Origin of the sequence: Microcoleus sp. AT3-A2, assembly GCF_036705685.1 — a bacterium.
GTDB lineage: Bacteria > Cyanobacteriota > Cyanobacteriia > Cyanobacteriales > Microcoleaceae > Microcoleus.
The window spans coordinates 23,955-49,682 of the sequence record NZ_JAUBVF010000027.1 but is presented as its reverse complement, the minus strand read 5'-3'; the positions used below and the strand labels follow the sequence as shown (position 1 = coordinate 49,682).

The 25,728-nt window shown below is 45.3% G+C and carries 27 protein-coding genes and 1 tRNA gene; 7 read left to right on the top strand and 21 right to left on the bottom strand.

Going from position 1 to position 25,728, the window contains the following annotated elements; genetic code table 11:
* Positions 1-261: 261 nt before the first annotated feature.
* Positions 262-492 (top strand): KGG domain-containing protein, encoded by a 231-nt coding sequence (locus tag QUB37_RS16630; RefSeq protein ID WP_333093183.1) that lies wholly within the window; start codon positions 262-264, stop codon positions 490-492.
* Positions 493-729: 237 nt separating this feature from the next.
* On the opposite strand, the gene QUB37_RS16625 is transcribed toward QUB37_RS16630, so the two are convergent.
* The 6 genes from QUB37_RS16625 to QUB37_RS16600 form a co-directional block, all read right to left on the bottom strand.
* Positions 730-1,377 (bottom strand): hypothetical protein, encoded by a 648-nt coding sequence (locus tag QUB37_RS16625; protein WP_333163871.1) that lies wholly within the window; start codon positions 1,375-1,377, stop codon positions 730-732.
* Between the two features lie 113 nt (positions 1,378-1,490).
* Entirely contained in the window at positions 1,491-2,591 is a 1,101-nt protein-coding gene (locus QUB37_RS16620; protein WP_333163869.1) for a DNA cytosine methyltransferase, read from the bottom strand.
* A 96-nt stretch (positions 2,592-2,687) separates the two neighbouring features.
* Positions 2,688-3,458 (bottom strand): Uma2 family endonuclease, encoded by a 771-nt coding sequence (locus QUB37_RS16615; protein ID WP_333163866.1) that lies wholly within the window; start codon positions 3,456-3,458, stop codon positions 2,688-2,690.
* A 197-nt stretch (positions 3,459-3,655) separates the two neighbouring features.
* On the bottom strand, positions 3,656-4,930 hold the full coding sequence (hisS, locus tag QUB37_RS16610; RefSeq protein WP_333163864.1) for a histidine--tRNA ligase: 1,275 nt from the start codon (positions 4,928-4,930) through the stop codon (positions 3,656-3,658).
* Positions 4,931-5,039: 109 nt separating this feature from the next.
* Entirely contained in the window at positions 5,040-5,321 is a 282-nt protein-coding gene (locus tag QUB37_RS16605) for a hypothetical protein (RefSeq protein ID WP_333163930.1), read from the bottom strand.
* Positions 5,322-5,355: 34 nt separating this feature from the next.
* On the bottom strand, positions 5,356-5,631 hold the full coding sequence (locus QUB37_RS16600; RefSeq protein WP_006633901.1) for a photosynthetic electron transport-dependent transcriptional regulator PedR: 276 nt from the start codon (positions 5,629-5,631) through the stop codon (positions 5,356-5,358).
* 60 nt (positions 5,632-5,691) lie between these two features.
* On the opposite strand from QUB37_RS16600, the gene QUB37_RS16595 reads away from it, so the two are divergent.
* Positions 5,692-5,889, top strand: a complete 198-nt coding sequence (locus QUB37_RS16595; protein WP_333163862.1) for a hypothetical protein — start codon at positions 5,692-5,694, stop codon at positions 5,887-5,889.
* 185 nt (positions 5,890-6,074) lie between these two features.
* Positions 6,075-7,052, top strand: a complete 978-nt coding sequence (locus QUB37_RS16590; RefSeq protein WP_333163859.1) for a carbohydrate kinase — start codon at positions 6,075-6,077, stop codon at positions 7,050-7,052.
* A gap of 445 nt (positions 7,053-7,497) precedes the next feature.
* Here QUB37_RS16590 and QUB37_RS16585 read toward each other — a convergent pair whose 3' ends face one another.
* The 5 genes from QUB37_RS16585 to QUB37_RS16565 all read right to left on the bottom strand — a co-directional run bounded on the left by QUB37_RS16585 (position 7,498) and on the right by QUB37_RS16565 (position 12,181).
* Positions 7,498-7,986, bottom strand: coding sequence for a gluconokinase (locus tag QUB37_RS16585; RefSeq protein ID WP_333163856.1), 489 nt, complete (start codon positions 7,984-7,986; stop codon positions 7,498-7,500).
* Between the two features lie 128 nt (positions 7,987-8,114).
* A complete protein-coding gene (gene aqpZ / locus QUB37_RS16580; RefSeq protein WP_333163854.1) occupies positions 8,115-8,813 on the bottom strand; it encodes an aquaporin Z in 699 nt (232 codons plus the stop codon).
* A gap of 341 nt (positions 8,814-9,154) precedes the next feature.
* On the bottom strand, positions 9,155-9,919 hold the full coding sequence (locus QUB37_RS16575) for an HIRAN domain-containing protein (protein WP_333163851.1): 765 nt from the start codon (positions 9,917-9,919) through the stop codon (positions 9,155-9,157).
* Positions 9,916-10,824: a hypothetical protein gene (locus QUB37_RS16570; RefSeq protein ID WP_333163849.1), complete on the bottom strand. Its 909-nt coding sequence runs from the start codon at positions 10,822-10,824 to the stop codon at positions 9,916-9,918. Before QUB37_RS16570 ends, QUB37_RS16575 begins: the two co-directional genes overlap by 4 nt.
* A gap of 34 nt (positions 10,825-10,858) precedes the next feature.
* Entirely contained in the window at positions 10,859-12,181 is a 1,323-nt protein-coding gene (locus tag QUB37_RS16565; RefSeq protein WP_333163846.1) for a 3-isopropylmalate dehydratase large subunit, read from the bottom strand.
* Positions 12,182-12,282: 101 nt separating this feature from the next.
* Here QUB37_RS16565 and QUB37_RS16560 point away from each other — a divergent pair, with 101 nt between their 5' ends.
* The gene (locus QUB37_RS16560) at positions 12,283-12,870 is read left to right on the top strand and encodes a Uma2 family endonuclease (protein ID WP_333163844.1); all 588 of its coding nucleotides are present in this window, start codon (positions 12,283-12,285) and stop codon (positions 12,868-12,870) included.
* A gap of 116 nt (positions 12,871-12,986) precedes the next feature.
* Here the strand turns inward: QUB37_RS16560 and sfsA are convergent, their stop codons facing one another.
* Entirely contained in the window at positions 12,987-13,709 is a 723-nt protein-coding gene (sfsA, locus tag QUB37_RS16555; RefSeq protein WP_333163842.1) for a DNA/RNA nuclease SfsA, read from the bottom strand.
* A 407-nt stretch (positions 13,710-14,116) separates the two neighbouring features.
* On the opposite strand from sfsA, the gene murJ reads away from it, so the two are divergent.
* The gene (gene murJ, locus QUB37_RS16550; RefSeq protein ID WP_333163840.1) at positions 14,117-15,730 is read left to right on the top strand and encodes a murein biosynthesis integral membrane protein MurJ; all 1,614 of its coding nucleotides are present in this window, start codon (positions 14,117-14,119) and stop codon (positions 15,728-15,730) included.
* A 78-nt stretch (positions 15,731-15,808) separates the two neighbouring features.
* On the opposite strand, the gene QUB37_RS16545 is transcribed toward murJ, so the two are convergent.
* The 3 genes from QUB37_RS16545 to moaC all read right to left on the bottom strand — a co-directional run bounded on the left by QUB37_RS16545 (position 15,809) and on the right by moaC (position 17,044).
* Positions 15,809-16,111 carry a DUF3181 family protein gene (locus tag QUB37_RS16545; RefSeq protein WP_333163838.1) on the bottom strand — a complete coding sequence of 101 codons (303 nt, stop codon included), beginning with the start codon at positions 16,109-16,111 and terminating at the stop codon, positions 15,809-15,811.
* 65 nt (positions 16,112-16,176) lie between these two features.
* Positions 16,177-16,434 (bottom strand): 2TM domain-containing protein, encoded by a 258-nt coding sequence (locus tag QUB37_RS16540; RefSeq protein WP_333163836.1) that lies wholly within the window; start codon positions 16,432-16,434, stop codon positions 16,177-16,179.
* Positions 16,435-16,522: 88 nt separating this feature from the next.
* Positions 16,523-17,044, bottom strand: a complete 522-nt coding sequence (gene moaC / locus QUB37_RS16535) for a cyclic pyranopterin monophosphate synthase MoaC (protein ID WP_333163834.1) — start codon at positions 17,042-17,044, stop codon at positions 16,523-16,525.
* 78 nt (positions 17,045-17,122) lie between these two features.
* Between moaC and QUB37_RS16530 the strand changes: the two genes are divergently transcribed.
* A tRNA-Arg gene (locus QUB37_RS16530) sits at positions 17,123-17,196 on the top strand.
* A 109-nt stretch (positions 17,197-17,305) separates the two neighbouring features.
* Here QUB37_RS16530 and QUB37_RS16525 read toward each other — a convergent pair.
* The 3 genes from QUB37_RS16525 to QUB37_RS16515 all read right to left on the bottom strand — a co-directional run bounded on the left by QUB37_RS16525 (position 17,306) and on the right by QUB37_RS16515 (position 21,893).
* Entirely contained in the window at positions 17,306-18,550 is a 1,245-nt protein-coding gene (locus QUB37_RS16525) for an MFS transporter (RefSeq protein WP_333163831.1), read from the bottom strand.
* Positions 18,551-18,730: 180 nt separating this feature from the next.
* Positions 18,731-19,918, bottom strand: a complete 1,188-nt coding sequence (locus tag QUB37_RS16520; RefSeq protein WP_333163828.1) for a glycosyltransferase family 4 protein — start codon at positions 19,916-19,918, stop codon at positions 18,731-18,733.
* 250 nt (positions 19,919-20,168) lie between these two features.
* Positions 20,169-21,893, bottom strand: a complete 1,725-nt coding sequence (locus QUB37_RS16515; RefSeq protein WP_445300032.1) for a DUF2079 domain-containing protein — start codon at positions 21,891-21,893, stop codon at positions 20,169-20,171.
* Between the two features lie 53 nt (positions 21,894-21,946).
* Here QUB37_RS16515 and QUB37_RS16510 point away from each other — a divergent pair, with 53 nt between their 5' ends.
* Positions 21,947-23,185 carry a histidine kinase gene (locus QUB37_RS16510; RefSeq protein ID WP_333163822.1) on the top strand — a complete coding sequence of 413 codons (1,239 nt, stop codon included), beginning with the start codon at positions 21,947-21,949 and terminating at the stop codon, positions 23,183-23,185.
* 67 nt (positions 23,186-23,252) lie between these two features.
* Here the strand turns inward: QUB37_RS16510 and mutT are convergent, their stop codons facing one another.
* From mutT to QUB37_RS16495, 3 genes are all read right to left on the bottom strand, one after another.
* The gene (gene mutT, locus QUB37_RS16505; protein ID WP_333163820.1) at positions 23,253-23,657 is read right to left on the bottom strand and encodes an 8-oxo-dGTP diphosphatase MutT; all 405 of its coding nucleotides are present in this window, start codon (positions 23,655-23,657) and stop codon (positions 23,253-23,255) included.
* A gap of 226 nt (positions 23,658-23,883) precedes the next feature.
* The gene (locus tag QUB37_RS16500; RefSeq protein ID WP_333163818.1) at positions 23,884-24,225 is read right to left on the bottom strand and encodes a DUF760 domain-containing protein; all 342 of its coding nucleotides are present in this window, start codon (positions 24,223-24,225) and stop codon (positions 23,884-23,886) included.
* Positions 24,226-24,455: 230 nt separating this feature from the next.
* Positions 24,456-25,415 (bottom strand): RNA polymerase sigma factor, RpoD/SigA family, encoded by a 960-nt coding sequence (locus QUB37_RS16495; RefSeq protein ID WP_333163816.1) that lies wholly within the window; start codon positions 25,413-25,415, stop codon positions 24,456-24,458.
* Positions 25,416-25,728: the final 313 nt, after the last annotated feature.

Below are 25,728 nucleotides of genomic sequence, written 5' to 3'. Positions count from 1 at the left end.
AATGACTAAACTGGAAAAGATTGACAAAGCCTTTTGGGGCGTTTAACTGCTACCTGAATTAGTAGAGCTAGGTACAATAAATCGGTTTTGACAGCGACATCATCATTAGTTCAAAACTACTCTTTTAGATAGAGGTTTCCATGTTTTTAGTTTTTTACAATGACCTATAACTTGCAAGTAATTACTATCAGTCAAACAGGTTTTGCAAGTTTTTTGACCTGTAAACCAAAACGAAAAAGTTGAGTATAAAGGAGTTGCATCATGACAGATACAAGCAACCGTGGATTTGCTTCAATGGATGAAGATAAACAGCGGGAAATTGCCAGCAAAGGCGGCAAAGCTGCCCACGAAAAAGGAACAGCACATGAGTTTACTTCCGAGGAAGCGAGAGAGGCTGGTCGCAAGGGTGGTGAAACAGTCAGCCAAGATCGGGAGCATATGTCAGAGATCGGTCGCGAAGGCGGCAAAAATTCTCACAAAAACGATAAATAGCTCTTGAGTGCGTCCCCTTATTCTTGTCCAAACGAGTCTAGAAGTTTCAATCCGTATTGGAACTTCTAGTTTGGTTTGGGGGGTTTTGGGGTTTTGGTGCAGTGTAAGGGCTTGAGGGAGGAGGAAAAGTCCGCGCGAGCGAAGCTATCCCGTAGGGAATCGCTCAAAGGTTTCACGGTGCCTTAAGTTAACTACAATCAGCAACACGCACTCTTTTCCAATTACTTTTGTCATCACTTAAGCGCACTGACTCAGTGGCGGAAATTCCCATTTTCCAGAATATAAAGTAGATGGCAGCTTTAAACAATAAGCAGCAGGAGTTACTTCTATCAGCCACCAATTAAACATATCTCGTCTGGCTTCAGTAAAACCAGAAATGGCATCACCAGTAATCGCATCATACAGAATATCTAAGATGGCATTATAAGCTGTTTTCGTATTGAGTGTTTGCAGCAAGCCGTAAAAGATATTGTAAGCTTCGTCAGTAGCTTGATATTTTCCGATTTTGTTGATGTTAGGAAACAAGGTATCAGCCCAAGTTTCTGGGATTTCACAGCTATCCTTCAGCCAACAAGATACAATTCCTTGAACGATATCAGCCTTGTGTTCTTCAGGAAAGTAATGTTTAATGGTCGGTTTGGCTGCTAATGCTATTCCATAAGCCATATAGACGTATCGCTGATGGGATATTGCATCATTAGGAATTCCAAAGGCTGTCATTACTTCTACAAAGGCTTCTTCTACATCGCTGTTTCCGCCTCGTTCGTATAAATCGTCATATTTTCTGTCCCAAACTGTGTGAAGTGTTTGCTGTAACTGCTCTGGAATAGTTGAGTTGCTGGGCAATTTAAAATCAGTGTAGTAGCCTATGTCAAACTTGATCATTGACTTTCCCTCCTGATGTATTTTCTTTAATCGTAAACCAAGATCCAGCTAATGTTAAGCTTCAGATATACCGCCACATTGGAAATTAACTGTAAACTATGCTCGCACACCTCTTATTCAGCCCATTTTAATCGTTGTTGAATTGACATGCCCTGCAACTTTTTACTCATTTCATATAAATCCACTTGCGGATAATTCCCCTTAAATAGCGGAATCAAAGACTCAACAACAGCAGCAATTCCCTGCGGCGGCACTGCATTGCCAATCTGCCGCCGTACTTCAGTCGTAGAACCTTCAAAAACAAAATCATCGGGGAATGTTTGCAATCTTGCCCTTTCACGATTTGTCAAAGAACGCGGTTCTAAATAATGATAACCCCAAGTTCCGCCACCTCCACCAGCAATGATTGTCGATGATGGTTTATCTGGATGAATTCGCCGATAAACATGACTGATCATGCCTTTGACATAGTATGGACTATCCTTGGGAATATCAGAGAAATTTCCCCCCGGTTTAATTCGATTTAAAATTTCAACGGTGCGGGCTTGAATTTTATGATGTTGGTTATTGTCAAGAACTGCTTCCACATTTTTGAGTGCTTCGCCCGCTGTTCGATAGGAATTTTTGCGATTTTGACCGTATTCTGGCTGAGGATGCACAAAGTTAAATCCTGTATCCATCCGAATGCCAACTAATAACACTCTTTGGCGAAATTGAGGAACTCCGTAATCCGCAAAGTTGTAGAGTTTAGGTTTAACTAAGTAGCCCGGAGCGATACTTTCAAAGTCAGAAATTATTTGTTTTATTGCTTGATAATTATTTGCACTTAATAAGCCTTTGACATTTTCTGCTACAAAAGCTTTGGGCTTTTTTTTATTGACAAAATCGAGAAAGTATGTATATAAATTGCCTCTGGTTCCTTCAAGTCCGGGGCGTTTCCAAATTAGGGAGAAATCTTGACAGGGGAACCCTCCTATACATATTTCTGCTTCGGGAACTTGTGCAATGTCTATATTTTCTATGCTGTCGTTGATAATGACATCAGCAATGTTTCTGCTGAATGTTTTGCAGGCGTGTTGATTGGAGTCGATCGCCCAAACTACCTCAAATCCGGCTTGGTGGAATGGCAAATCCATGCCGCCGCAACCAGAAAATAAGGATATGAGTCGCGGTTTTTTTGTCCAGGCGATCGCCTGGAGACGTTCGATTAACATAGGAGTGCAAAGTTAGCCAAGGGCGGGCTGGATGCCCCCACCACAAGAGTGTCATCATACCAAAACACGATCGAACTCGACCGATCGGTTAATATTTCACTCTTCGTCATCTAACTCAATCCCGGCTTGACGCAGTTTTTCGGCCAATCTTTCAGCGCGGAGTTTTTCGCGATCGGCCCGTTGGCGTTCTTGTTCTACTCTTTCTTCCGACCAAAGCAACAACTCGCCTTCTGCATTCCACCACCTCAACCAACAGCCTGTCCTTCCTTCGTGCGTTCCTTGCCACATTCCTAAAAACAAGTCTAATCCCGGTATCCAATAACGTCCGTTTTCATCAGGTTTTTGCAAGTTGTAACGCTCTGATTCTAAAGCGTAAACTTCTACATGAGCTGTTTTCGCTCGGAATATGACGTATCGGGGGACTTTGATTACTTGCTCGTAAAAAAACCACTTTCCCACCCGCGAGGTAAACTCTACGGAGTATTCTTCTCCATAGGTTTCTGAAAGAAATTCCATCACGATTTGGGGGATGGTTCCTTCTGTGTGTGGCGTGTAACTACGGCGGACTTGCGAGACATTTTTTGGATTAACGGGTTTCACGTACATCCAATCTGGTGCTTTACAGATAATACGCTGTTCGTCGCTGCTTGAACCTGGGAAACTTATGCCGGCACACAAGGCAAAGTTGGAAACAATTAAGGCCTCCTGCATTAATTCAGGAAATCCTGTTAGTGGCTGGCGCAAAGCGGCGGCTAATAATGGTTCGCTTTCGTCTTCCACTGGGTCGTCTGGTAGTTGAAAATCTTCTGGTAGTAGCGGCCAGGTGATTGTGAGTTGTGTTTCATAATTTTTAGTGGCTACAGACATAGTTTATCAGAGGTTAAATGTTTTAATGTTTAAATTATATCTCTTGGTTTTTGGGATTACTGTTAATGGCTTAATGACGAGGCAGAACCTCTGGATATGCGTTACCGGGCAGAGCCTGGTAAGGAGAGGATGGGAATTCAAAATCCCCCTGATTAAGGGGGATTTAGGGGGTCTAGACTGGGCTAAAACCGAGAGTTCTAAGGGTTGTTAATTTTCTGCTGTAGCTCGTTTGTCATTGCTAGTAGTTCAGATTGGGCGATCGCACTTTGTTCGCCACTCGCCAACCACTTCAATTGTACCGTCTCATTTTCAGCTTCCGCATCACCCAAAACCAAACACCCAACAGCACCGCTTCTGTCGGCTCTTTTAAACTGTTTTCCGAACGCACTGCCGCTCAAATCTATCTCAACACTAAACCCAGCACCCCGCAATTTTTGCGCTAACAAGATTGATTGCTGTTCGGCTTTATCGCCCCTAGATACCAAATAGAAATCTAACTTCGGCGCGGGCAAAGGTTGCAACTTTTGCAACAGGATAATCAACCTTTCGATTCCCATTGCCCAACCGACTGCCGCCGTATCTGGGCCGCCCAATTCCTTGACTAAACCGTCGTAGCGGCCACCACCACAGACTGTTGCTTGCGCTCCCAAATCGTCGGAAATGATTTCAAAGGCGGTGTAAGTATAGTAATCTAAACCGCGCACTAATCGGGGATTTAATTGATAGCTAATTCCTAAATTTGTGAGCATTTGCTGCACTTTATCGAAGTGATCTCGCGATTCGTCACCCAAATATTCTAAAATACTCGGCGCGCCCTTAACAATTTCTTGAGTGCGCTGATTTTTACTGTCCAATATCCGCAGCGGATTGCGAGTCAAGCGGTCTTGAGAATCGGCGTCTAATTCGTCTTTGTGCGGTGTAAAATAATCTATTAATGCTTGCCGATAATTTTGTCTGTCTTGCTTATTTCCGACGGAATTAATATCGAGGCGCAAATTGGTTAAACCGATCGCTTGCAGGATGTCGCAGGCGATCGCAATTACTTCGACATCCGCACGAGGATTCGCACTCCCCAAGACTTCCACGCCAATTTGATTGAACTGCCGCTGTCTTCCCTCTTGCGCGCGTTCGTAGCGAAACATCGGCCCCGCATACCACAGACGCTGCACGTCTCCCACCGCGTACAAACTGTTTTGAATAAAAGCTCGAACTACTCCGGCGGTGCCTTCTGGTCGCAAAGTAGTCGATCGATCGCCCTTATCCTTAAAAGTGTACATTTCTTTGCCTACAACATCGGTAGCTTCGCCGATGCCACGTTCAAATAAAGATGTCTGTTCAAAAATTGGCGTCCGAATTTCTCGATAAGCCGCTTTTTTTAAAATGGTTCTAGCGACTTCTTCTATATTTTGCCAATATTGAATTTCAGCGGGCAAAATATCCCGCGTTCCCGGTAAAGTTTTAATTGCACTCATTTTGTTAGTCAGTTGTCAGTTGTCAGTTGTCATTAGTCATTAGTCATTAATTATTAGTTAACAGTCAACAGTCAACAGTCAACAGTCAACAGCTAACAGCTAACAATAACTAATGACTTAATAATTCCCACGCTCCATAACGATCGCCATAATAAGCCAAAATGCGATCGACCCGCTCGCGACCTGTCAAATCGAACCCTTCAGGATACAGTATCCACAAACCCCCAACTTGGCTGTCGTAGTAATCAAACCGCTGCGACTGCTGCGGAATTAAACCGGTTTCCACCCCTTCAACTTGACGCAAATGGATCGCCACTTCGCGATACACCGCCAGTGGCAATCCAGGGCATTGAATTTGATAGCGGAGTTGTTTTTCTTGTGCCGTTTGCATCATTTCTTTGCCTGTCCCCAACCTGATCCCCTACTTAAGATACTTCTTTATCGATCGGCCGCGGTAGAGGACAACAGTTAATATTGTCCAAACATACCTTTCCCCACTGCAACGCCCAGCGTACAAGCGTAACTCGATTGTCAGCGCGCGTCTTGTTCAAGATATTGCTAATGTGATTGTCAACTGTACGCTTGCTAATCTCTAACTTTTCGGCGATTTTCTCATTAGTCAATCCCGCCGCTACTAACTCTACCACTTGCAATTCTCTGTCCGACAGGGTGACAGGGGTTCCAGAGACAATCCCACTCATAAATTTTTCCTATGTCTGCATATTTACCTATCTACAATTCTAAAGGATGAGGGATCAAGTATGAAGAGAAAATTAAATTTGCTGTGCTACTTTTTCAGGCCAGAAGCACCAACTCGCTTGCAGAATCGCCACAAGTGCAAACCCAGCGCGCACAAGGCAAGACGGGCAGCCACTACTCCTTGTGCGTCGGGTGGCGGATGCTGCCTTTACCTACCTCCATCTGACATCCGGGCCCAACCTGCAGATGTTGGCGCGTAAAACAACTAACTGATACCCCCGCACTATATTTGAGCCTTTAGGGAGTAACTGCCAATATCAGTAAGTCTGATATTATAGGAGCAGCTATTAAAAAATAGCTTGCAATTTTTCTGGGATGGGTTAAAAATAATTATTGAGCTGTCTACTGCTGGTCTAAAATCTAAAATCTAAAATCTAAAATAGATATGACTTATCCTCGCGTTCTGTGTCTGGGTGAAATCTTATTTGATTGTTTAGCAGACAAACCAGGAGTATCTCTCGAAGAGGTAGAATCTTGGACGGCATATCCCGGCGGTGCTCCTGCTAATGTTGCCTGTGCTTTGGTTAAATTGGGGACGATGGCGGGATTTATCGGTGCTGTAGGTGGGGATGAATTGGGGAATTCCCTAGTGCAGGTATTGCAAGAAGTAGGGGTTGATATCGCTGGAGTGCAGCGACATCCAAGTGCGCCTACGCGGCAAGTTTATGTCTTGCGGAATGAAGCGGGCGATCGATCTTTTGCCGGTTTTGGCAAATTTGATACTGCTGATTTTGCTGACACCCGCCTCCTCGCTGCACAACTACCCGAAGTGCTGTTTGAAAATGCCGAATATTTAGTGCTAGGCACTTTAGAATTAGCTTATCCTGAAAGTCGAGAGGCGATCGTCCGAGCGATCGAACTAGCAGAACAGTACGACGTTAAAATTATACTTGACATCAATTGGCGTCCCGTGTTTTGGCCTAATCCAGACGAAGCAAAAGCGCGCATTAGAAAAATATTAAAAAAAGTTGATTTTGTCAAGTTATCTGAGGAAGAAGCCGAATGGTTGTTTGACACTACCGACGCTGGAGCTATTACCTACCGCCTCGATTCTGTAGAAGGCGTTTTGGTGACAGCAGGCGAGAAAGGTTGCGCTTATTGTATCTCGGAAAATGAAGGAAAAATCCCCGCATTTACAGTAGATGTTGAGGATACAACAGGTGCAGGCGACGCATTTCTGGCTGGTTTTGTGCGACAGTTGTGCAAGCAGGGAATTAAGAATTTAGCCGATCCCAAAATATCCCAAACAATTGTAACTTATGCCAGTGCGGTAGGTGCAATGACAGCGATGAAACCCGGGGCAATTAGATCTCAACCAACCGCGGCTGAAGTAGAAGCTTTCTTATATTTGTACAAAAATTAGGGCCGCAAACCTATCAGTCTGGAAACGGAGAGGGGGCTAATTTTGGTTCAGAAACTCGGTTAATCAGAAAAAAAAAGGCGTTGCTGAATACAGGTAGGAATTCAGATTTTCCAATTGCTATAAGCCAAGTATGGTGAGTTTTGTAACATCAAGCGAAAAGTTGATTCATACCGTGAATCAGCAACGCCAAAAAAAATAACTCTTATACTAAATCCGCCTTAAAAAACATCAATCCGGCTGTTTGAAATCCATACTATATATCAATCCTTGCAGGAGTCGTAAATTTTTTACCCCACCCCAACCTTCCCCGAACCTGCAGAGAGTCCGTAATAAATTCACAAATGATGTGAGGATTCCTATACAAACTATCCTCCTAGCTGAGAGAAACTAAGAAATCAAGGGGTATTTAAGCCAGATTTGGTATTAGAGGTTTTATTGTGGGCAATTAACCGCACATCAGATGATTTTTAATTTGGCGCAAGATTAACTCTAACGGCTGCGAAGCATCTATGATAATTGCATCTTCAGGTTCTTCGAGACTGTCTAACTGACTTAACAGCAAGTCTGCTTTCATGTAGTGATTTTCGCGAGTTTTTAACCTTGTGGCTAATAACTGAAAAGAACATTTTAGATAAACTATCTTCATGCGCTTTTGGTCTCGGTAGAGCATTTCGCGGTAAGATGTTTTTAAAGCAGAACAAGCCAAAACGACATTTTTATTTTCCAACAGCCACCTGTCTATTGTACCTTGCAATTGTAATAGCCAAGGAAGGCGATCCGCATCTTCTAAAGGAATGCCCCGACTCATTTTATCGATATTAACTGATGGGTGAAAATCGTCAGCATCGCTGAAATCCCAGTTGAGAGATTGCGCCAGCAACTTGCCAACAGTAGTTTTCCCAGAACCTGAGACTCCCATCACGATCGTAATCATGGCACCTATTTACCGAATACTTGCAATTTTATCAAGTTGTGCGATCGACAAACCGGGTTTCTTAAGTTGCCGGATGAATTCTACCACCCTAAAAAAATCAATAAACCCGGTTTATTTTTGATCCTCGATCAAATTTCTTCCATAGTGGGTTTAATGAGATTATAAGCCAAAACGCCGATAATTCCACCAATCACTGGGAATACAATAAACGCCCACAACTGTTGGATTGCCCATCCGCCTTGAAAAAGTGCAACACCGATACTTCTAGCTGGGTTAACTGAAGTATTAGTTATGGGAATTCCGACTAAGTGAATCAACACCAGCATCAAGCCGATGGGAATTCCGCCCAAACCGACGGGATATTTGGGATGGGTAGTACCCATGATTGTAAATAACAGAAAAGCAGTCAGTACAATTTCCGTCAAAGCTGCTGCCAAAAGTCCGTAACCAGTGGGAGAATGTTCTGCAAAACCGTTAGATGCAAATCCAGACGCAGCAGCATCAAATCCTGGTTTTCCTGATGCTATCATGTACAAAACAAGACCGCCTAGAATTCCCCCTACAATCTGACCGCCTATATAATAAGGAAGCAAAACAGCATCGATCAGTTTGGCAACTACTAAACCGATGCTTACCGCCGGATTAATGTGGCATCCAGAGATAGGCCCGATCGTATAAACCATGATTAAGAGAGACAGGCCAAAGGCGATCGAAACTCCCAAAAAGCCGATTTTGTCTCCAGCTAAGACCGCACTGCCACATCCACCTAATACCAACACAAAAGTACCAAAAGCTTCAGCAACCCCAATCTTTATTTTTTTGTTCATACTCACAATTTGCGGAAGTTTCTAATCGGTCAATTTCGCACCCATACGAGTTCTAAGTATAAAAAATAGAACTCGAATTTGTTTCATTTAGCGCAACAATACTTATGAAAATTATTAGCAGCGTATAGCTCTAATGATTTTCATAAATTGTATGGGTTTAACTGAGAACGCGAAATTGGGAATCGATAAATTAGCTCAAACATACTCTACTATGTAAAAAATGTCAACACTTAGCTAATTATTGGTCTAAATTGTGCAATTTTCTATATTCAATTTACAATAATTAACTTGACTTTTTCCCTAATTATGCCATCGTAATTTTACTTACTTATTGTTGCTGATTATCCGATCGCACTTGCAGCTAAAACATCATTGCTAACCGGCTGGTACATCGGGCCTTTGAAGGGGCGAAAGTCTTGCTGGCAATCGGCAGTAATCTTGCACAGCAAGCGGAACTGTAGGGGTGTTGGGGGTTGGTTGAGGCGATCGACTTCTACGCGAACTAATTCTCGATCCTGCGAGATAATTTTCAAAATATCCCCGCAAAGATAGCGCGGACAATAGCCTACAATCCAGTGATCTTCAGTACACAGAAGCAAAGCAGAGGAATCGTGCCGATTTTGAAATTCGTGGGCTAAATACAAAAGTTCGCCCACTTGAAGCCCATTAATCCGTTCAATTGCCGGCTTGGGAAGGTGTCGCAGTCCATGTGCAAAAAAATGGATGCGGTAACGTCCATTTTCATCCGGTTCGGGACAGGGGAATACCTCAAAATTATCAGTTACCCGTTTCCCTCCGCTGCGGGCCAATAAAGCAATTGGGTCATCTTCGTGTTGAGGGATATTCAACCACTGTACAAATTCAGGGTAGTCAGGGCGCGATCGCGGCCGCACTCGATTGGAAAACAAGGGAAACAGTTTCTGTGAAGTGTAAACCTTACTGAAATCAGGGAAAGATGGCAAGGGTTTAAACCAGCACTCAAGTAGAGCTTTTAGAACACCATTTGTATAATTGAACTGGTATTCTTTACCGTTAAATGTCAATCGACCAATCGGAAACCAAGAACGGCTGACCGGGTCTTGCCAAGCCAAAAATAGTGTTTTCAAAGCAAATCTCCTGTCAATTCAAGTAGCCTTTCTCTGTTAAAATTAAGTATTTGTTGAGAAAAGTCAATGGTAATTTGTGAAATGCGATGGCGCGGTATCCGGTTAAAAATGGCTAGCGTATCATTAGATGAAATCCTCGCAAGGCAATTTAGCCAAACTTGGGCTGCTTGGGGATAGTATAGCGCTGCTTCCCAGAATGCCTCAAAAGTCTTGAGACGCTTTGGTCTATTATCGCTAGCATATAACTGAGAACAGCATCTTTTAGCATAAGCTTGGACAGAATAGCCAGTATCTTTTGTAATCAGTCTCTTTTGCCGTTGTTCATCAGATATCCGCACTCCCAAACTAGAGGCATGGTCGTGAGTTGGTGCTAGATATCTGGCGATATTTAAAGTAGGATCACTTTCTGGTTTATCTAATACACCCCAATTTTCTGAGTGACGGTCTGTATTGCCAATCCAGGCATCTAATAGCAAATATCCGATAAAAGTTTCTATTGCTGTTTCTATCCCGACTGGCGGAACCCAATGGAGGGGCAAATTAACAGAATTGTCTGCGATCGCATTCAACACAATATCAACTTTGTGCCGTGCGTTCGCAGACAAAACTTGATTCCCAGGAATGAAACTGCCACCATCGGGCAAAAATGATGGTGAGACAGTTCCGCGTTGACTTCTCCAAGTTGCCAGTTCATATTGAGCATGGGGCAGTCCGAGCAATTTGCACAACTCGGCTGCAATTTTTTCTGCCCAATCTTCACCTGTATTCGGTCGAGACTGTTTGTACAAGCAGCGACCAAATTCTGAGTGAGGGAACCAGAATTTATTCTTAGTTCCCATTTGTTCTTCTTCAGATAGATCGTAATCAGATTCTGGAACAACAATAACCGGAAACTCATCAGCCATTGTGTCAACCTTAAAGAATGCTAAAAGCAACTATCTAACACAGGAATTCGCGCGGATCTGTGACGTGCCCAGTCAGCGCCGAAGCGGCGGCCGTATAAGGCGAAGCTAGATAAACTTGCGCTTCTTTATTCCCCATCCGACCGGGAAAATTGCGGTTAGTTGTAGACACGCAAATTTCGGGTTCATTCATCCGCCCGAAAGTATCTTTCGGGCCGCCCAAACAAGCGGCGCAAGAAGGCGCTGCGGGTTCGATGCAACCAGCCGCTAAGAAGATTTCCGAAAGCGTTTGACCTTCGTATTTGGTGACAAACAAATCTTCGTAAACTTTCTGAGTTGCTGGTACTAAATAAGTCGGAACTTTGACTTGATTTCCTTTGAGAATGCGGGCGGCATTCAGAAAGTCGGAGGTTTTGCCGCCGGTGCAGGAACCGATGTAAACTCGATCGATCTTGACATCGCGGCAGTTGCGGGCTAAGTCGCGGTTGTCGGGAGAGTGCGGTTTGGCGACGACTGGTTCTAATTTGCTGACATCGTAGGTGCGATCGCTATAAAATCTAGCATCCCCATCGCTGTAAAATGAATCGAAGGGTTTGTCAGTCCGCGAAGTAACGTAATCAAACGTAGTTTTGTCGGGCGCAACCGTACCGTTTTTACCGCCAGCTTCAATCACCATATTGCACAGCGTCATCCGTTCTTCCATCGTCAAACGCTCAACTGTATCGCCAGCAAATTCCATCGTCCGGTAGTTAGCACCAGCAACGCTAATATCACCAATAATCTGCAAAATTAGGTCTTTTGCTAACAAATAATCCGGCAGTTCGCCGTTGAACACAAAGCGCATGGTTGCGGGAACTTTGATTAACAGTTTGCCGGTTCCCATGATAAAAGCCGCGTCTGTATTGCCGATACCGGTGGCAAATTGTCCGAAAGCGCCGGCATTGCAGGTGTGGGAATCGGTGCCGAACAGCACTTCGCCCGGTCTGGTGTGACCTTCTTGTGCTAGCGCGATGTGGCAAACTCCTTTGTAGTCGGGATTTGCTTTGAAGTCCGATCGATCCGTGATGTCGTAAAAGTATTTTATCCCTTGTTCTTTGGCAAAATCACGGAGAATATCGACGTTGCGGTTAGCGCGTTCGTCGTTGGTGAAAATGTAGTGGTCGGGAATTAGGACGATTTTGTCGGGGTTCCAGACTTTAGCATTCTCACCGAATTCGCGTTTGAAAACGCCGATGGTGCCGGGCCCGCAGACATCGTGGGTCATCAACACGTCTGTTTCTACCCAGATATTTTCTCCGGGCTCAACTTTAGTGCGGCCTGATGCTTTAGCTAAGATTTTTTCGGTCAGGGTCATTCCCATAGTTCGATCGCTCTTTTTTATTAGATGCTACAAGTGTATTGTAAGCGAAACATTATCTTAAAATAGAAATTATCAGGTCTCAAAGATCGGGAGTAATGACGATGACCTTGCTGACGTTACCCCTAAAAGTTAATCTCGATCGCGTTCAATTTACCGATGAGCAGTTTTATCAACTCTGTCTCAGTAATCCTGAATTGACCATCGAGCGCGATGCTGAAGGAAGGTTAATTGTGATGTCTCCAGTTGGCGGCGATAGCGGTAGTCGCGAGATGGATCTCGGCGGTGAAGTTTATATTTGGAATCGCCAAACCCAACTAGGTAAGGTGTTTAGTTCTTCCACGTTATTCAAATTGCCCGGTGGAGGATCTCGTTCTCCTGATGTAGCGTGGGTGGAATTGTCTCGCTGGGAAGCACTGACTCCAGAACAACGACAGAAATTTCCCCCCATCGCGCCGGATTTTGTGATTGAACTGCGCTCGCGATCGGATAATCTGCAAACCTTACAAGATAAAATGCTGGAATACCTGCAAAGTGGGGTGCGGTTGGGTTGGTTGTTTAATCCACAGAATCAGCAGGTAGAAATTTATCGACAGGGACAAACAAAAGAGGTTCGCTCTTTACCAACACAACTTTCTGGAGAAGATGTTTTACCTGGATTTGTGCTGGAATTTCCATTATTTACCGACTGAACGATAAGAGGCGATCGCTCTTGGTTAAATGATAGTTTTACCATGCCCGGTTGTTGATGGCGATCGGGTTTTAATTGTGGGTGAAAAAAATTTAATAATACAAGACGATCGTGTCCTCAAACATCAAGCTTTGCCAATCCCAAATAGCGCACACCTTCCGGCGTCACGTCAAACCGGCAAGGCAAAATCTCTACACCTTCACCCATCGCCTGTCTGAACAATTCTCCGTAAATGCGATCGGCACTATCCCCCGGAGCAAAATCAGTACAATCCCCACGATTAATAAAATACAGCATTACAGCCCTCGAACCCTGCCGCACCACTTCTATCAATTCTCTCAAATGTTTCTGTCCCCTCTCCGTCACTGTATCGGGAAATAGAGCCAACTGCTGTTTTACCCAAGTTGTATTTTTCACTTCCAGAAAAATCGGTTTTTCCTCACCAGTTAGCCAAAAATCTACTCTACTTTTTTTATCAGTGCCGTAAACAACCTCCGGTTGAATTAAACTGTAATTGCCCAACTCAGGAAACAAACCTAATTCTAAAGCTAACTTAACTACTCGATTTGGCAGCCCAGTATTAACTCCCACCCAAGTTGGCACAGTGTCGCAAACTTTAATTAATTCCCAAGTATAAGCTAACTTGCGTTTAGGATTGTCGCTGGGAGATACTAGCACTGGATTGCCCGGAATATAAACACCAGTCATCGGGCCAGTATTCGGACAGTGCGCGGTGATTATTTCTCCCGAATCTAGTTCGATTTCTGCAAAAAATCGCTTGTAACGTTTGATGAGAATTCCGGGTAAAAGAGGAGGATATTGGTAAATTAAACCAGTCATTCGATTTTAGATTTTAGATTTTAGATTTTAGATTTTAGGTTTTAGATTTTAGCTATAACAGAATACCTGGCTCCGAACTTTTGAAATAAGTTTTGGAACTCATACAATCAGTCATCAGTTATCAACTATATGTTATTTATATGCTTTTTTCAACTCATTTGTTTCATCATTTGTAGATTGTAGATTGTAGATTGTAGATTTTAGATTGAAGCATCATAGCACGAAACGGCGGTTGGTAGTTAGGACGAATAGTCCCGATCGATTATTGAATTGCCGCAAGTCAGTGATATCGATAAAATTGGTATAAACGCAATTCCCCCTAGAAGTTTTATCAGTTCATGATATGATTCTCCCGATTCGCGATTAAAATAAGTGAATCCTTTTAGCACTAGCGTTTGTAACCATTTGTGTCCCAATTACAGAAGCCCTCTCGTTCCCTCGCAGGGATTGCCGGCATTGTCGCAGTCGCCACTCTAATTAGCAAAGTCTTTGGATTGGTGCGCCAAATTGCGATCGCCGCAGCCTTTGGAGTCGGTGTCGCCGTCGATGCCTACAACTACGCCTACGTCATCCCTGGTTTCTTATTTATTTTGCTGGGAGGGATTAACGGGCCATTTCACAGCGCCATAGTCAGTGTTTTAGCTCGCCGGGATAAAAAAGAAGCAGCACCCTTAGTCGAGACTATCACCACCTTAGTCGGGGGCATATTGCTGTTGGTAACAGTCGCTTTAATTATTTTTGCAGATCCGGCGATCGATTTGGTGGCACCGGGATTAAATAGGACAACAGAAGGTTTACAAATCAAAGCAATTGCCGTCCAGCAATTTCGGATTATGGCGCCGATGGCGTTACTTTCAGGCTTAATCGGCATTGGTTTCGGCACTCTCAACGCTGCCGATATGTACTGGTTGCCTTCGATTAGTCCTTTATTTTCTAGCGTTGCACTTGTCGGCGGTTTAGGGATTCTCGCACTGCAACTCGGAGACAAAATTATTCAACCAGAATACGCACTAATTGGTGGCTTAGTGTTAGCTTGGGGAACTTTAGCGGGCGCAGTTTTGCAGTGGCTGGTGCAACTGGTGGCGCAGTGGCGCGCCGGCTTGGGAACATTGCGTTTGCGGTTTAATTTTAAACGGCCGGGAGTGCAAGAAGTAATTAAGGTGATGGTTCCTGCGACCTTATCATCAGGAATGCTGCAAATTAATGTCTATACTGACCTCTTTTTCGCATCCTACATCCCTCAAGCTGCCTCTGCGTTAGGTTACAGTGGCTTGTTAGTTATGACGCCTTTAGGCATTATTTCTAATGTAATTTTAGTGCCATTTCTACCCATCTTTTCTCGCCTCACCGATCCGAGAGATTGGCCGGAATTAAAAGCTCGAATTCGTCAATCTTTAATTTTGACTGCCCTTACGATGCTGCCTCTGAGCGCTTTAATGGTAACACTTGCCGGGCCGATCGTCCGCGTGGTTTACGAACGCTATGCTTTTGATCGGGAGGCTTCGCTGTTTGTCACGCCGATATTGATGGCTTACAGTATTGGAATGTTTGTGTATTTGGGACGCGACGTTTTGGTACGGGTATTTTACGCTTTGGGAGACGGGGAAACGCCTTTCCGCATCAGTATTATCAATATCTTTTTGAACGGACTGCTAGATTATTTGTTAGTTGGAGCTTTTGGCGCGCCCGGATTAGTTTTGGCGACGGTGGGAGTGAATCTTATTTCGATGATTATGCTTTTGTACTTATTAGATAAAAAGCTGGGCGGCCTACCTTGGGGAGAGTGGAGTTTACCTTTCCTGGGGTTAACTTCTGGCAGTTGTTTAACCGCTTTCGTGACGTTGGCTACTCTGCAAGGCTGTCAAAGAGTTTTGGGTACTGAAGGTTTGGTAATTCAATTAGTGCAGTTGAGTGTGGCAAGTTTTGTAGGGTTAGGGGTTTTTGCCCTGTTTGTCAGTCAGATGAAATTGCCGGAAGTTAATATGTTTGTCGATCGCATTCGGGCGCGTTTTCGCAAATAAATAAAATTGTCGGGGCGGGTTAAGGGCGAAATACCAGACACAACGCCCACAATCTGCGTACAAAACCCGCCCTTTACTTTACATTTTCCGCTGAAATTCCTCAAGAACATCCATCAATTGAACTTGACACTGCATCGGAATTAAATCTGCCAGTGGCACTTCCCGCTTGCCGCCGCCCAACTTGACTTGAATTCCTTGCAAAACTTGTCCCACTTTGTCAGCATCAAACTTCCCATCTTCCAGCATGGGGTAAAGTTGTTCAGCAACAACTGTATGCAGGTGAGCATCATTGAGATACAAATGCCATTTGGCAATATCAATGTAGACATTTTCGCCGATTTCGGCTGCTAAGGATTCGATCGCCTGTGTAGTATTAGCCATATCAAAAAAAGCCGAAAGTTATTGGTTATCAATCAAAAGACTTAACCAATCGCCGACAACTGCCTTCACCCAGAATCTTTGGTGAGGGGCGAATAATCGGCGATCGCAAAATGGTAAATCGCGTGGGCAAAAACTACTAGAGCCCATCCACCCGTTACCGAAATTGCCCAAGGCCAATCAGCCTTTTGCAAATTGTGAACAAACCACAAACCAGAATTGGTAGCAGAAAAAAGACCGACGTGGATAGCAAAATTCATCCGGTCATCTAAGCGGCGGTACTCTGGATCATTGCGATCGGGTTTGCGGGGCCAACGAGGAGGCATAGTTTTTCACTTGATGTTAGTAGTTCTCTGCCTATTTTAATCTTAAGTGCAGCTTTTTGAATTCTACATCCCTCTCAAGGCAGAAAATTTAGGCCTCTAAATTTTCATAGTCGCCTGACTTGCCGCCGCTTTTGCTCACCAGTCGAATTGACTCAATGGCGATCGACTTTTCCAATCCTTTCGCCATATCATACAAAGTCAGCGCCGCCACCGAAACCGCCGTCAGCGCCTCCATTTCCACCCCTGTTTCCGCCTTAATTTTCACCGTCGCCCGAATTTGATACCCCGGCAACCCAGCATCCGGCATCACCTGCACCTCCACGCTACTCAGCGGCAGAGGGTGACACAGAGGAATCAAATGCGCCGTCTGCTTAGCCGCCATAATTCCAGCCAGCCTTGCAGTGCCCAACACATCACCTTTCGGCGCATTCCCCGCTTCAATCGCCGCAAAAGTCTCCGGCAACATCCGCACCCGGCCTGCAGCCACAGCTTGTCGCACAGTCTGCACCTTCGCCGAAACGTCCACCATTTGGGCTTCCCCGCTGTTGTTGAGATGAGTTAGCTGTGCCACATCGGGCAATTTAGAAAAAGTTTGCGAAAGGTCTTGCATTATTTTGGTAATGGTGTTACTGTTAGATTCTGTGAGAAAAGAACTTAATCAATTTTAGATTAAATCTTAACTCAACAGGGGCTTGTAGCTTAGTTGGATAGAGTGCATGGCTACGAACCATGAGGTCGGGGGTTCGAATCCCTCCAAGCCCATTTAAAAACGTTATAAGCTGTGAGTTCTGAGTTATGAGTTTAGAGTTTTGAATTAAGAAATTAATTCAGCTCACGACTTAAAACTCAGAACTTTTTTGATTGAGTCCGTTTACTGATTCAAAGCATAAATATCTTTGCCTCGACCGATCGCAAATTTCATCGAATTAGACAAGCCCTTGCTAGACTGAGTAATAAAAATCAGCAAAGCCAAGCCAGCGAGTCCAGCCGCAAAACCAAACATATTTCTGTAGCCAACTTGTTCCGCAACAAAGCCTAAAGTCGGCCCAGCAATCGCAATTCCCAAATCAAATCCGCCAATACAAAGCGAAAACAAGCGGCCCCTTTCATGAGGTTCGCACCTGTCCGACATCAGCGTTACCATCATCGGCAAAACCGTACCGCCCGCGCAACCTTCAACCAAAGCTGCCATTAAAAAAGCATTGCTGTTGTTAGCAAAATACAACAATAACATAGATACGGCATAACAGATTAAGCCGCCAGAAATAAACAAGCCGCGACCGTATTTGTCCGAAGCCCGTCCCGTGAGCAACCGTATACCGAAACTGGCGATAGCCGCCGTAGAATAAAATAATCCAGCATTCAAATTAGCCTTGGTTTCTTGGATAAACAAAGGCATAAAAGTGCTCAAAGTTCCAAATACTAAACCAACCAGCAATAACACTAAAGCGGGAATCCGCACTCTAGGATTCCAGAGCATTTCCCAGTATTTTTGGCTATTTGTGTCGTCAGATAGCGAGTCAGATTTTGTTAAATCCGCAAAATTCGGTTCCGCAATTTGGCAGGTAAAAAATACACTTATTGCAGCGAAAGCTGCCGACATCGCAAACAAAGGAGTATAGCCAACCCAAGCTTGCACAAATCCGCCAATAGCCGGGCCCAATGCTAGACCAATAGGATTCACCAAACTCATATAACCGATTAATTCGCCCCGCTTTCCTGGCGGCGACAAATCTGTTACCAAAGCGCTGTAAGCTGTGGTAAAAGCGGCGATGCTAAGGCCGTGAAAAGCGCGAATAACTAACAGTAAGGGGATAGATTGAGCTAACAGGTAGCCCAAAGGGGCGATCGCAGCGACTGACGCACCTAGAAGCAAAACTTGTTTTCGCCCCCTGCTGTCGGCTATTTTACCCAACTGCGGCCTCGATAGCAAAAGTCCGATCGCAAATGCACCCATCACAAAGCCAATTTGCTGTTTTGTACCGCCCACAAATTGAACGTACAGTGGCAAAGTTGGCAGTAGCGAAGCCAAACTCGACCAGAATAGCAGCCCTGCGGTGAATAAAGTCAGCAAGCTGCGTCTGGGTTGGGGATCGATGTCCCTAAAAATATTCAAGATGCTAATTCCCTTTAAATCTTCTGAGTGCACTCAAAGTAAGTTCGAGTGTCTCTATCATTGTGTTACAAATCCTTAAGATTTGCACCAAAAAAACTTGATATTCTACTCACAGTCAACCGTGAACAGTCAACAGTCAACCGTGAACAGTCAACAGTCAACCGTGAACAGTCAGCATTCTTACCAATCAACCTCAGCCCTTTCCTCCACCACCCGTTCATAAACCCACTGGGTTTCTATCGCCAACTTCGGCCAACTAAACCGGCGTTCCAAATCTTGATAAGCATTGTCAACCAACCACTGCGCGTAACCCGGATTTTTCAAAACCTCCAAAATTCCCCAGGCCAAAGAATCCCGATTGTTGGCCTCAGTAACAACGCCAGTTTTAGTGTGCAGTACCACCTCTGGAAGTCCGCCCGCATCCGAAACCACCACAGGCACTCTTGCAGCAAAGCTTTCTAACGCTACAATCCCAAAAGGTTCGTAAAGACTGGGGAAAACCGCGCAGTCAGCCACGGTCTGGAATTTGTCGAGATGTTCCTCAAACATGAACCCAGTAAAATAACACTTATTCCAAATTCCTAAATGCCAAGCTAAATGTTTGAGATGGTCTGTATTGCCGCCCCCAACAATTACAATTTTCGCTTTGCCCCCCATTTCCCAAATTACTTTAGGTGCCGCATTTAGAAATACACCAATGCCTTTTTCATAGCTAATTCTTCCTACATAATAGACAATTTTCTCATCATCAGCAGCAAACCGGCGGCGGAAATCCATCGCGTCAAATTCGTGCCAACGGGGCTTTTTATCTGGTCTAATTCCGTTGTAAATTACCTCTATTTTGTTCCACGGAGTCGCTAGTACCCGTTCGGCTTCCCGCCGCATATAATCACTGCAAACAATTACTCGCCACGCATTGTAAGCGAGGTCGTTTTCCTTGGCGTTAATGTAGCGCTGCCCTTCATTGTGGATGCCGTTGAAGCGCCCGTATTCCGTGGCGTGGATGGTGGCAATTAGCGGTACTTTAAAGGTATGCTTGAGGGCGATCGCCGCATCTCCCACTAACCAATCGTGAGCGTGGATGATATCAAAGGGGCCTTCCTCCAGCATCAGTTTCCCGCCTTGGTGGCCCATGCTTTGGTTGAGGTTCGCCACCCAGTGAAAAAAGTCCCTGGCGTGCCCCACCACCACCCGATGCACACGTATTCCTTCCACCACTTCGTACATCGGTGCGTGGCCGAACTCTACTGTAATTAAGTGAATTTCGTGTCCCTGCTTCACCAATTCTGGATATAGTTCCGATACGTGGCGGGCGATACCGCCTACGATTCTGGGAGGAAACTCCCATGCCAATACCAAAATTTTCATCTTTCTCCCTCCAAATAATTTATATAACTTAATGTTTAGGATTAACAGATTTATTGTATAATTATCACCCTTAAATTTAAGTTGAGCGTAAGTTGATGCCCAATGCCTGACTTTTGGCAGCAACAAAGACAGAAAATCATGCCTAAATCTGGTTTTTGCATGAAATTGCTCGATCGCCATTACCTGAAAACAACAGGTTTCCTCAAGATTTGAGCCACTGAGGGAAGCAATGGCGATCATAACTACCCGCTTACCGTTTCTTCAAAATCGGCTCCAATTCGCCGCGAAAACGGGTCCAAGCAGCAGCCGATGCAGAATCAGAAACAGCACCCTGACGCATCAAAATCGCGCCGTCTTCAAAGCCAACAATTCCGTAATCTCCCGATTTGGACATTCGCTCGATCGCCGGTACGATTTCCCGCAACTGTCCGCGTTCCCCGCGAAACGCAGCCTGATACTGCTGCAACTGCCACAAATCGGCAATTACATATTGCATCTTCACTGCCTTCCCCGCATCATTGCGGAGTTCAAACATCGGAAACCTGAGAATTTCCCGCCTGCTTGACAAAATCGGCACAATAGTATTCGTCGCTGCCACGCTAGCATCAGCAGGAATTTGAGCCAATAGCGGCCGCACTTGCAAAACGTGCTGCCATTGTCTGACGAGAGGAACCTGCACCCAAGGATCGATCGCATCGGGCAAAATCAAAGAAAAAGTCCGATTTGGGTTAGAAGTGAAGGTAAAAAATAGCGACAAACAGATGCAAAACCCCCAAAAGCGGCGAAAATTTGAAGAAGAAGGCAGAGGAAATAAAGCAGAAGGAAAACGCAAAAACATTCTTTCCTCTCTCACCATTCTATCTTCTTCCTTTTGACGCTGGGCCCACCACAGAATCGCCCCATAAAAAAGCCCTGGAACCACAGTCATCGCATAGCGAATATTAATCGCCAGCACCGACTCTCCTTTCGCTAAAAATAGCTTCAGCAGCGGAAATCCAGCTATCATCCAAGACGCAGGCGCGAAAGCAGGAACCAAAGCTAATGGCAACCACTGGCCAAGCAGGTATCTAATCTTACCAAAAAACGGCGTAAATAACTGAGCCACCAACCGCCAGGGATTGCTCACCATTCCCCAAATAATTTCTAGAGTAGAAGCTTCATCTCCATCAGCATATTGACCGAAGCGCTCCATCATAAACCGCTGGGATATATCAGCAGAAAACAAAGGCATAATCAGATTGGTCAGGACGATCATATAACCAAAACTGAGTATGCAGACAGCCAAACCAGTCCGAGGGTAGCGCCGGCTCAAAATCAGGTAAACTCCGACGCCAAATAAAACAACTCCCCCATCTTCTCGCACGGCCAAAATTAAAGTTGCCAGAATCCCAAACAAGGGCCACCAGCGCTTCTCCATTGCCAGCAGCAAGCCAAAGACATACAGCGGCATTTGACAAATATCGTGAAAATTGCCCAAAGTCGGGCCGATGACCGCGTTAGCGCAGTAATAGCTCACAACAATTGTCGCCGACAGCCTCGGTTCCAGATAGTGTCTGGCGAGAGCATAGAGCACTCCTCCAGCCGCCGTAATTAAAGTCACCTGCAACACCGTCAAAGTGACGGGCGAGGGAAACAGCGAGTAAATTGGCAGCCACAGCATCAGGGCCGGGGTGAAATGCTGCCCCAACCGGTAGTAAGATACTTCCGGGAGCTGATTTTGGTGAACCACATTAGTGGACAACGCCGAAGAGAGGGAACTCTCAAACAAGTGACCCCGAGTGCCGTTCCAAAAAACTTGATTGAAAATGCCTTGGTCGTAAGTAGCGTAAAAGCTGTAGTAGCGGTGCAGCGTCAGCAACAGGCACAGCACAAAAAAGGCGGCCGCCACTTGAACCACCACCCGCAGCGACTCATTTTTCTTCCATCTCAAAAATACCATCTGCCCGCCTGTAATGAAATTATCGGACAATAGCATAAATCTAAAGTAAGTATTAAATTAAAGTAGAAGTGAAATAACTCGGCTCGGCAATGCTCAATTATTTTCACCCGATCGAAAAGCTCAACAGCGTCCATTCAACATCAGGCACCAGCGGCACTGACTGTTCTCCCGAACAGCCGGCCAATTCCGCACCACTTTTACAGCTTTTGCTGTTTGTAGACAAGCGTCCCTCTTCCAGGGAACAGACCAGACACATCCGCAAGTCCCTAAAGGATTTGAAGGCAGAGTGGGACTTTGAGCTTCAAATCATTGATGTAGGAGAACAGCCCGATTTAGCCGAACACTTTAAACTTGTAGCCACTCCCTCGCTGCTCAAAATTCATCCCGATCCGCGACAAACTCTCGCCGGCAGCAATTTAATCGCCCAACTCGAACACTGGTGGCCCCGCTGGAAGCTTTCTGTAGAAGAATACGCAGCTCAGCAGCAGTCGGCCGCAGCTATTGCGGAAACCCTGACTGACGCAAAACCCATCTATTCCGTTGCTTGCGCCGCCGAACTTGTGCAGCTTTCCGATGAAGTTTTTCGCCTCAAACAGGAAAAAGAACACCTGCAAGAGCAGTTGCAGTTGAAAGACCGGATTATTGCGATGCTAGCCCACGACTTGCGTAATCCCTTGACGGCAGCATCTTTGGCTTTGGAGACTTTGGAGTCAAGTCAGAAGGTGAAAGAGGGGGAAAAGTCGCGTTTGACACCGAGTCTGGCGGCTCATTTGATGAAGCAAGCCCGCCGCCAAATCCGAATTGTCGATCGTATGATTACAGATATCCTGCAAGCAGCCCGGGGTACAAACGCTCAACTCCACATTGAACCAAAAAGAATCGAACTGGGGGCGATTTGTCAAGATGTAATCTTGCAGTTTCAAGACAAATTTCAGGCGAAAAGTCTGAACATAGAAACAGACATTCCCGCAGATTTGCCCTTGGTTTATGCCGATCCCGATCGCATCAAACAAGTCATGGTCAACCTGCTTGACAACGCCAGCAAGTACACCCCAGACCAAGGAACTGTTAATCTGTCCATTCTCCACCGCACTGCTTACAAAGTTCAAGTCAGCATTTGCAACAGCGGGCCGGGAATTCCTGAAGAAGATTGCGCGAGCATTTTTGAAGACAGCTTTCGGTTGCAGCGAGATAAATCAAAAGATGGTTACGGCATTGGACTGTCTCTGTGTCAAGGCATCATCCGCGCCCACTACGGTCAAATTTGGGTAGACTCTGTACCCGATAGAGGCAGTTGTTTTCACTTTACTCTGCCTGTCCAAAAATAAAAGTTAGCTGTCAGCGATCGGCTAACTGTTGTCTGTTGTCAGTAGCAACCGCATTTGATATTACAGTTCAACTTTTCCGCAGTGCAGCGATAATCTGTGCGTTTGCCTGGGGGAAAGTAAATTGGTCAATTTCATCGAGTGTGACCCAGCGAATTTCATCGCATTCGATCGTTTGCGGTTCCCCGCTGACGTGGCGGCAGTGGTGTACGTATAGTCTAACTGTAAATTTAGTGTAGTCGTGGTCAATTGTAATCAAGCGATCGCCAACTTCTACGACAATCCCCAACTCCTCCATAATTTCCCGTTTTATGCAAGCTTCGATTGTTTCCCCAGGCTCTATTTTTCCGCCCGGAAACTCCCAGAAACCCCCGTGCAGTCCATGTTGTCGGCGCTTGTCAATCAAAATTTGTTGGCGATCGTTCCAGATTGCAGCAACGCCGATAACTTTGTGGGCACAAGGAGGAAGAGACATATTAATTATGAATTGGGAATTGGGAATTGGGAATTGGGAATTGGGAATTGGGAATTGGGAATTGGGAATTTAAGAATAATATCAATAATTATTCAATTATTATTGAATCAACAATCTAAAACCTAAAACCTAAAATCTAAAATTTAAAATCTAAAATCTAAAATATTAAGCCCCCATCTTGCGAGGGGGGGCTTGACACTTGGATCACTTAAATGTTAACAATCTACTAATCGTCCGAGCCATGTCTCTCACTGGCTTGTAGGGACTTTTCAAAAGTCATTCGCTGTTCGGCATTTTTCAGAAAATAACCGCTAATCATAGCCGAGGCGAGCAATCTACCCAAATGTTCGCGACTGGTAGTCACTGTCACCCCGAAGTGTTCCGAAGGCAAATTCCCCAATAGTCCAACAATATTTCGCTCCATTACTTGAAACACTTCGTGAGAAGTCGGCTTAGACAACTGAGAAACTGTGTCTGGAGCCATTGACTGCACGTATTGCCATAATAAGTTAGCATTTTCTCCGTCTTCTTCAAAGAATTCTGGGGATTTATTAGATGAGTTGCTCACGAGTACCTCCGTTTCAGACACAGCTTGTTATGTTAGACGCGGGCGGTTAAATTAAATAACCCTTATCCGCTGGCTGCTGATCTTTATTACTAAGTAATTACTAATGTAGCAGGACATTTGTAGCAACCAAGTGGGCACAACCGAATTAAAAGCGGCGGTTTTTACGATTTTAGATTGGGGATTGCGAGTGGGCGAAATGTCCGATCGCCAATCCCCAATCCCCAATCTACCTAGCTGGCTAGATAATCGTTGATATCTTGCTTGCGCTTGCGGAGTTTGGTCAAAGCTTCCCGTTCTATTTGCCGCACTCGTTCCCGACTGATGTTGAGACGATCGCCTATTTTGGCCAAAGTTAAGGTTTGCCCGTCTTCTAAACCGAACCGCAAGGCGAGCACTTCTCGCTGTTGCTGAGTCAGTTCCGCCATTAGCTGCTCTAAGTCAGTCCGCAGGGAAGATTGCAGGGCAAAATCTTCCGGGGTAGTACCCGTATCTTCCAACAAATCGCCCAACTCTGTATCTTGATTGTCTCCCACGCGCAAGTCCAGGGAAAGTGGCAGGCGCGCGCGATCGAGATATTCGCGAATCTGTTTGGGAGTCAATTCTAACTCTGATGCCAATTCAGCAGCCGTGGCCGCGCGACCGAGCTGTTGAGCAAGTTGGCGCTGAGCCTTTTTAATTTTGTTGAGCTTTTCGGTGATGTGGATCGGCAAGCGGATGGTGCGACCTTTTTCGGCGATCGCCCGAGTAATTGCCTGACGAATCCACCAATAAGCATAAGTAGAAAATCTGTAGCCCTTAGTCGGGTCAAATTTTTCTACTCCCCGCTGCATCCCGATCGTGCCTTCCTGAATAAGATCCAGTAAATCTACGTTGCGCTTGATATATTTTTTGGCAACAGACACTACCAGGCGGAGATTCGCTTCCACCATTTGGCGCTTTGCCCTTTCCCCGTGTTCGATCGTCCGCTGCAACTGTGCCTCAGACAGACCAACTGCCTGTGCCCATTCAGCCGCCGTCGGGTCGCGGCCTAACTCTTCGGCTAAAATATTTTTCTCCTGATGCAGTGCGGTTGAGCGCTGTACCTGTTTCCCGTAGAGTATTTCTTGCTCATGGGTCAACAAGGGAACGCGGCCGATTTCCCGCAAGTAAGCGCGAACAGAATCTGTATCTGAGGACTTAAGAGTTTTCATGAGCTTTTCCCGCTGAGGATCTGTGCCTCTAAAGGTTTGCGGTAGTCGCAAACCCCTAGCTTTAGCTGGGAAGGAAAGCGGGCGGGGACTTGCGCTTTCCTTCCATTTAAAGAGGCTTAATTTTATGGTAGCTAGCTACTACTCCCAGTCAGCACCGTCTCAGGTTAGGTTTTGGTTGGGGTGTGCACAATACTACGTTATGTTAAGAATCTTAACATTTGTGAGAGCACTTGGCTACACTTCTTCATATTTATTTCATGTAAGCCAGGAATGTTGGTACGAGAGTACCCGCTTTCCTAGCTTCACAGTTGCA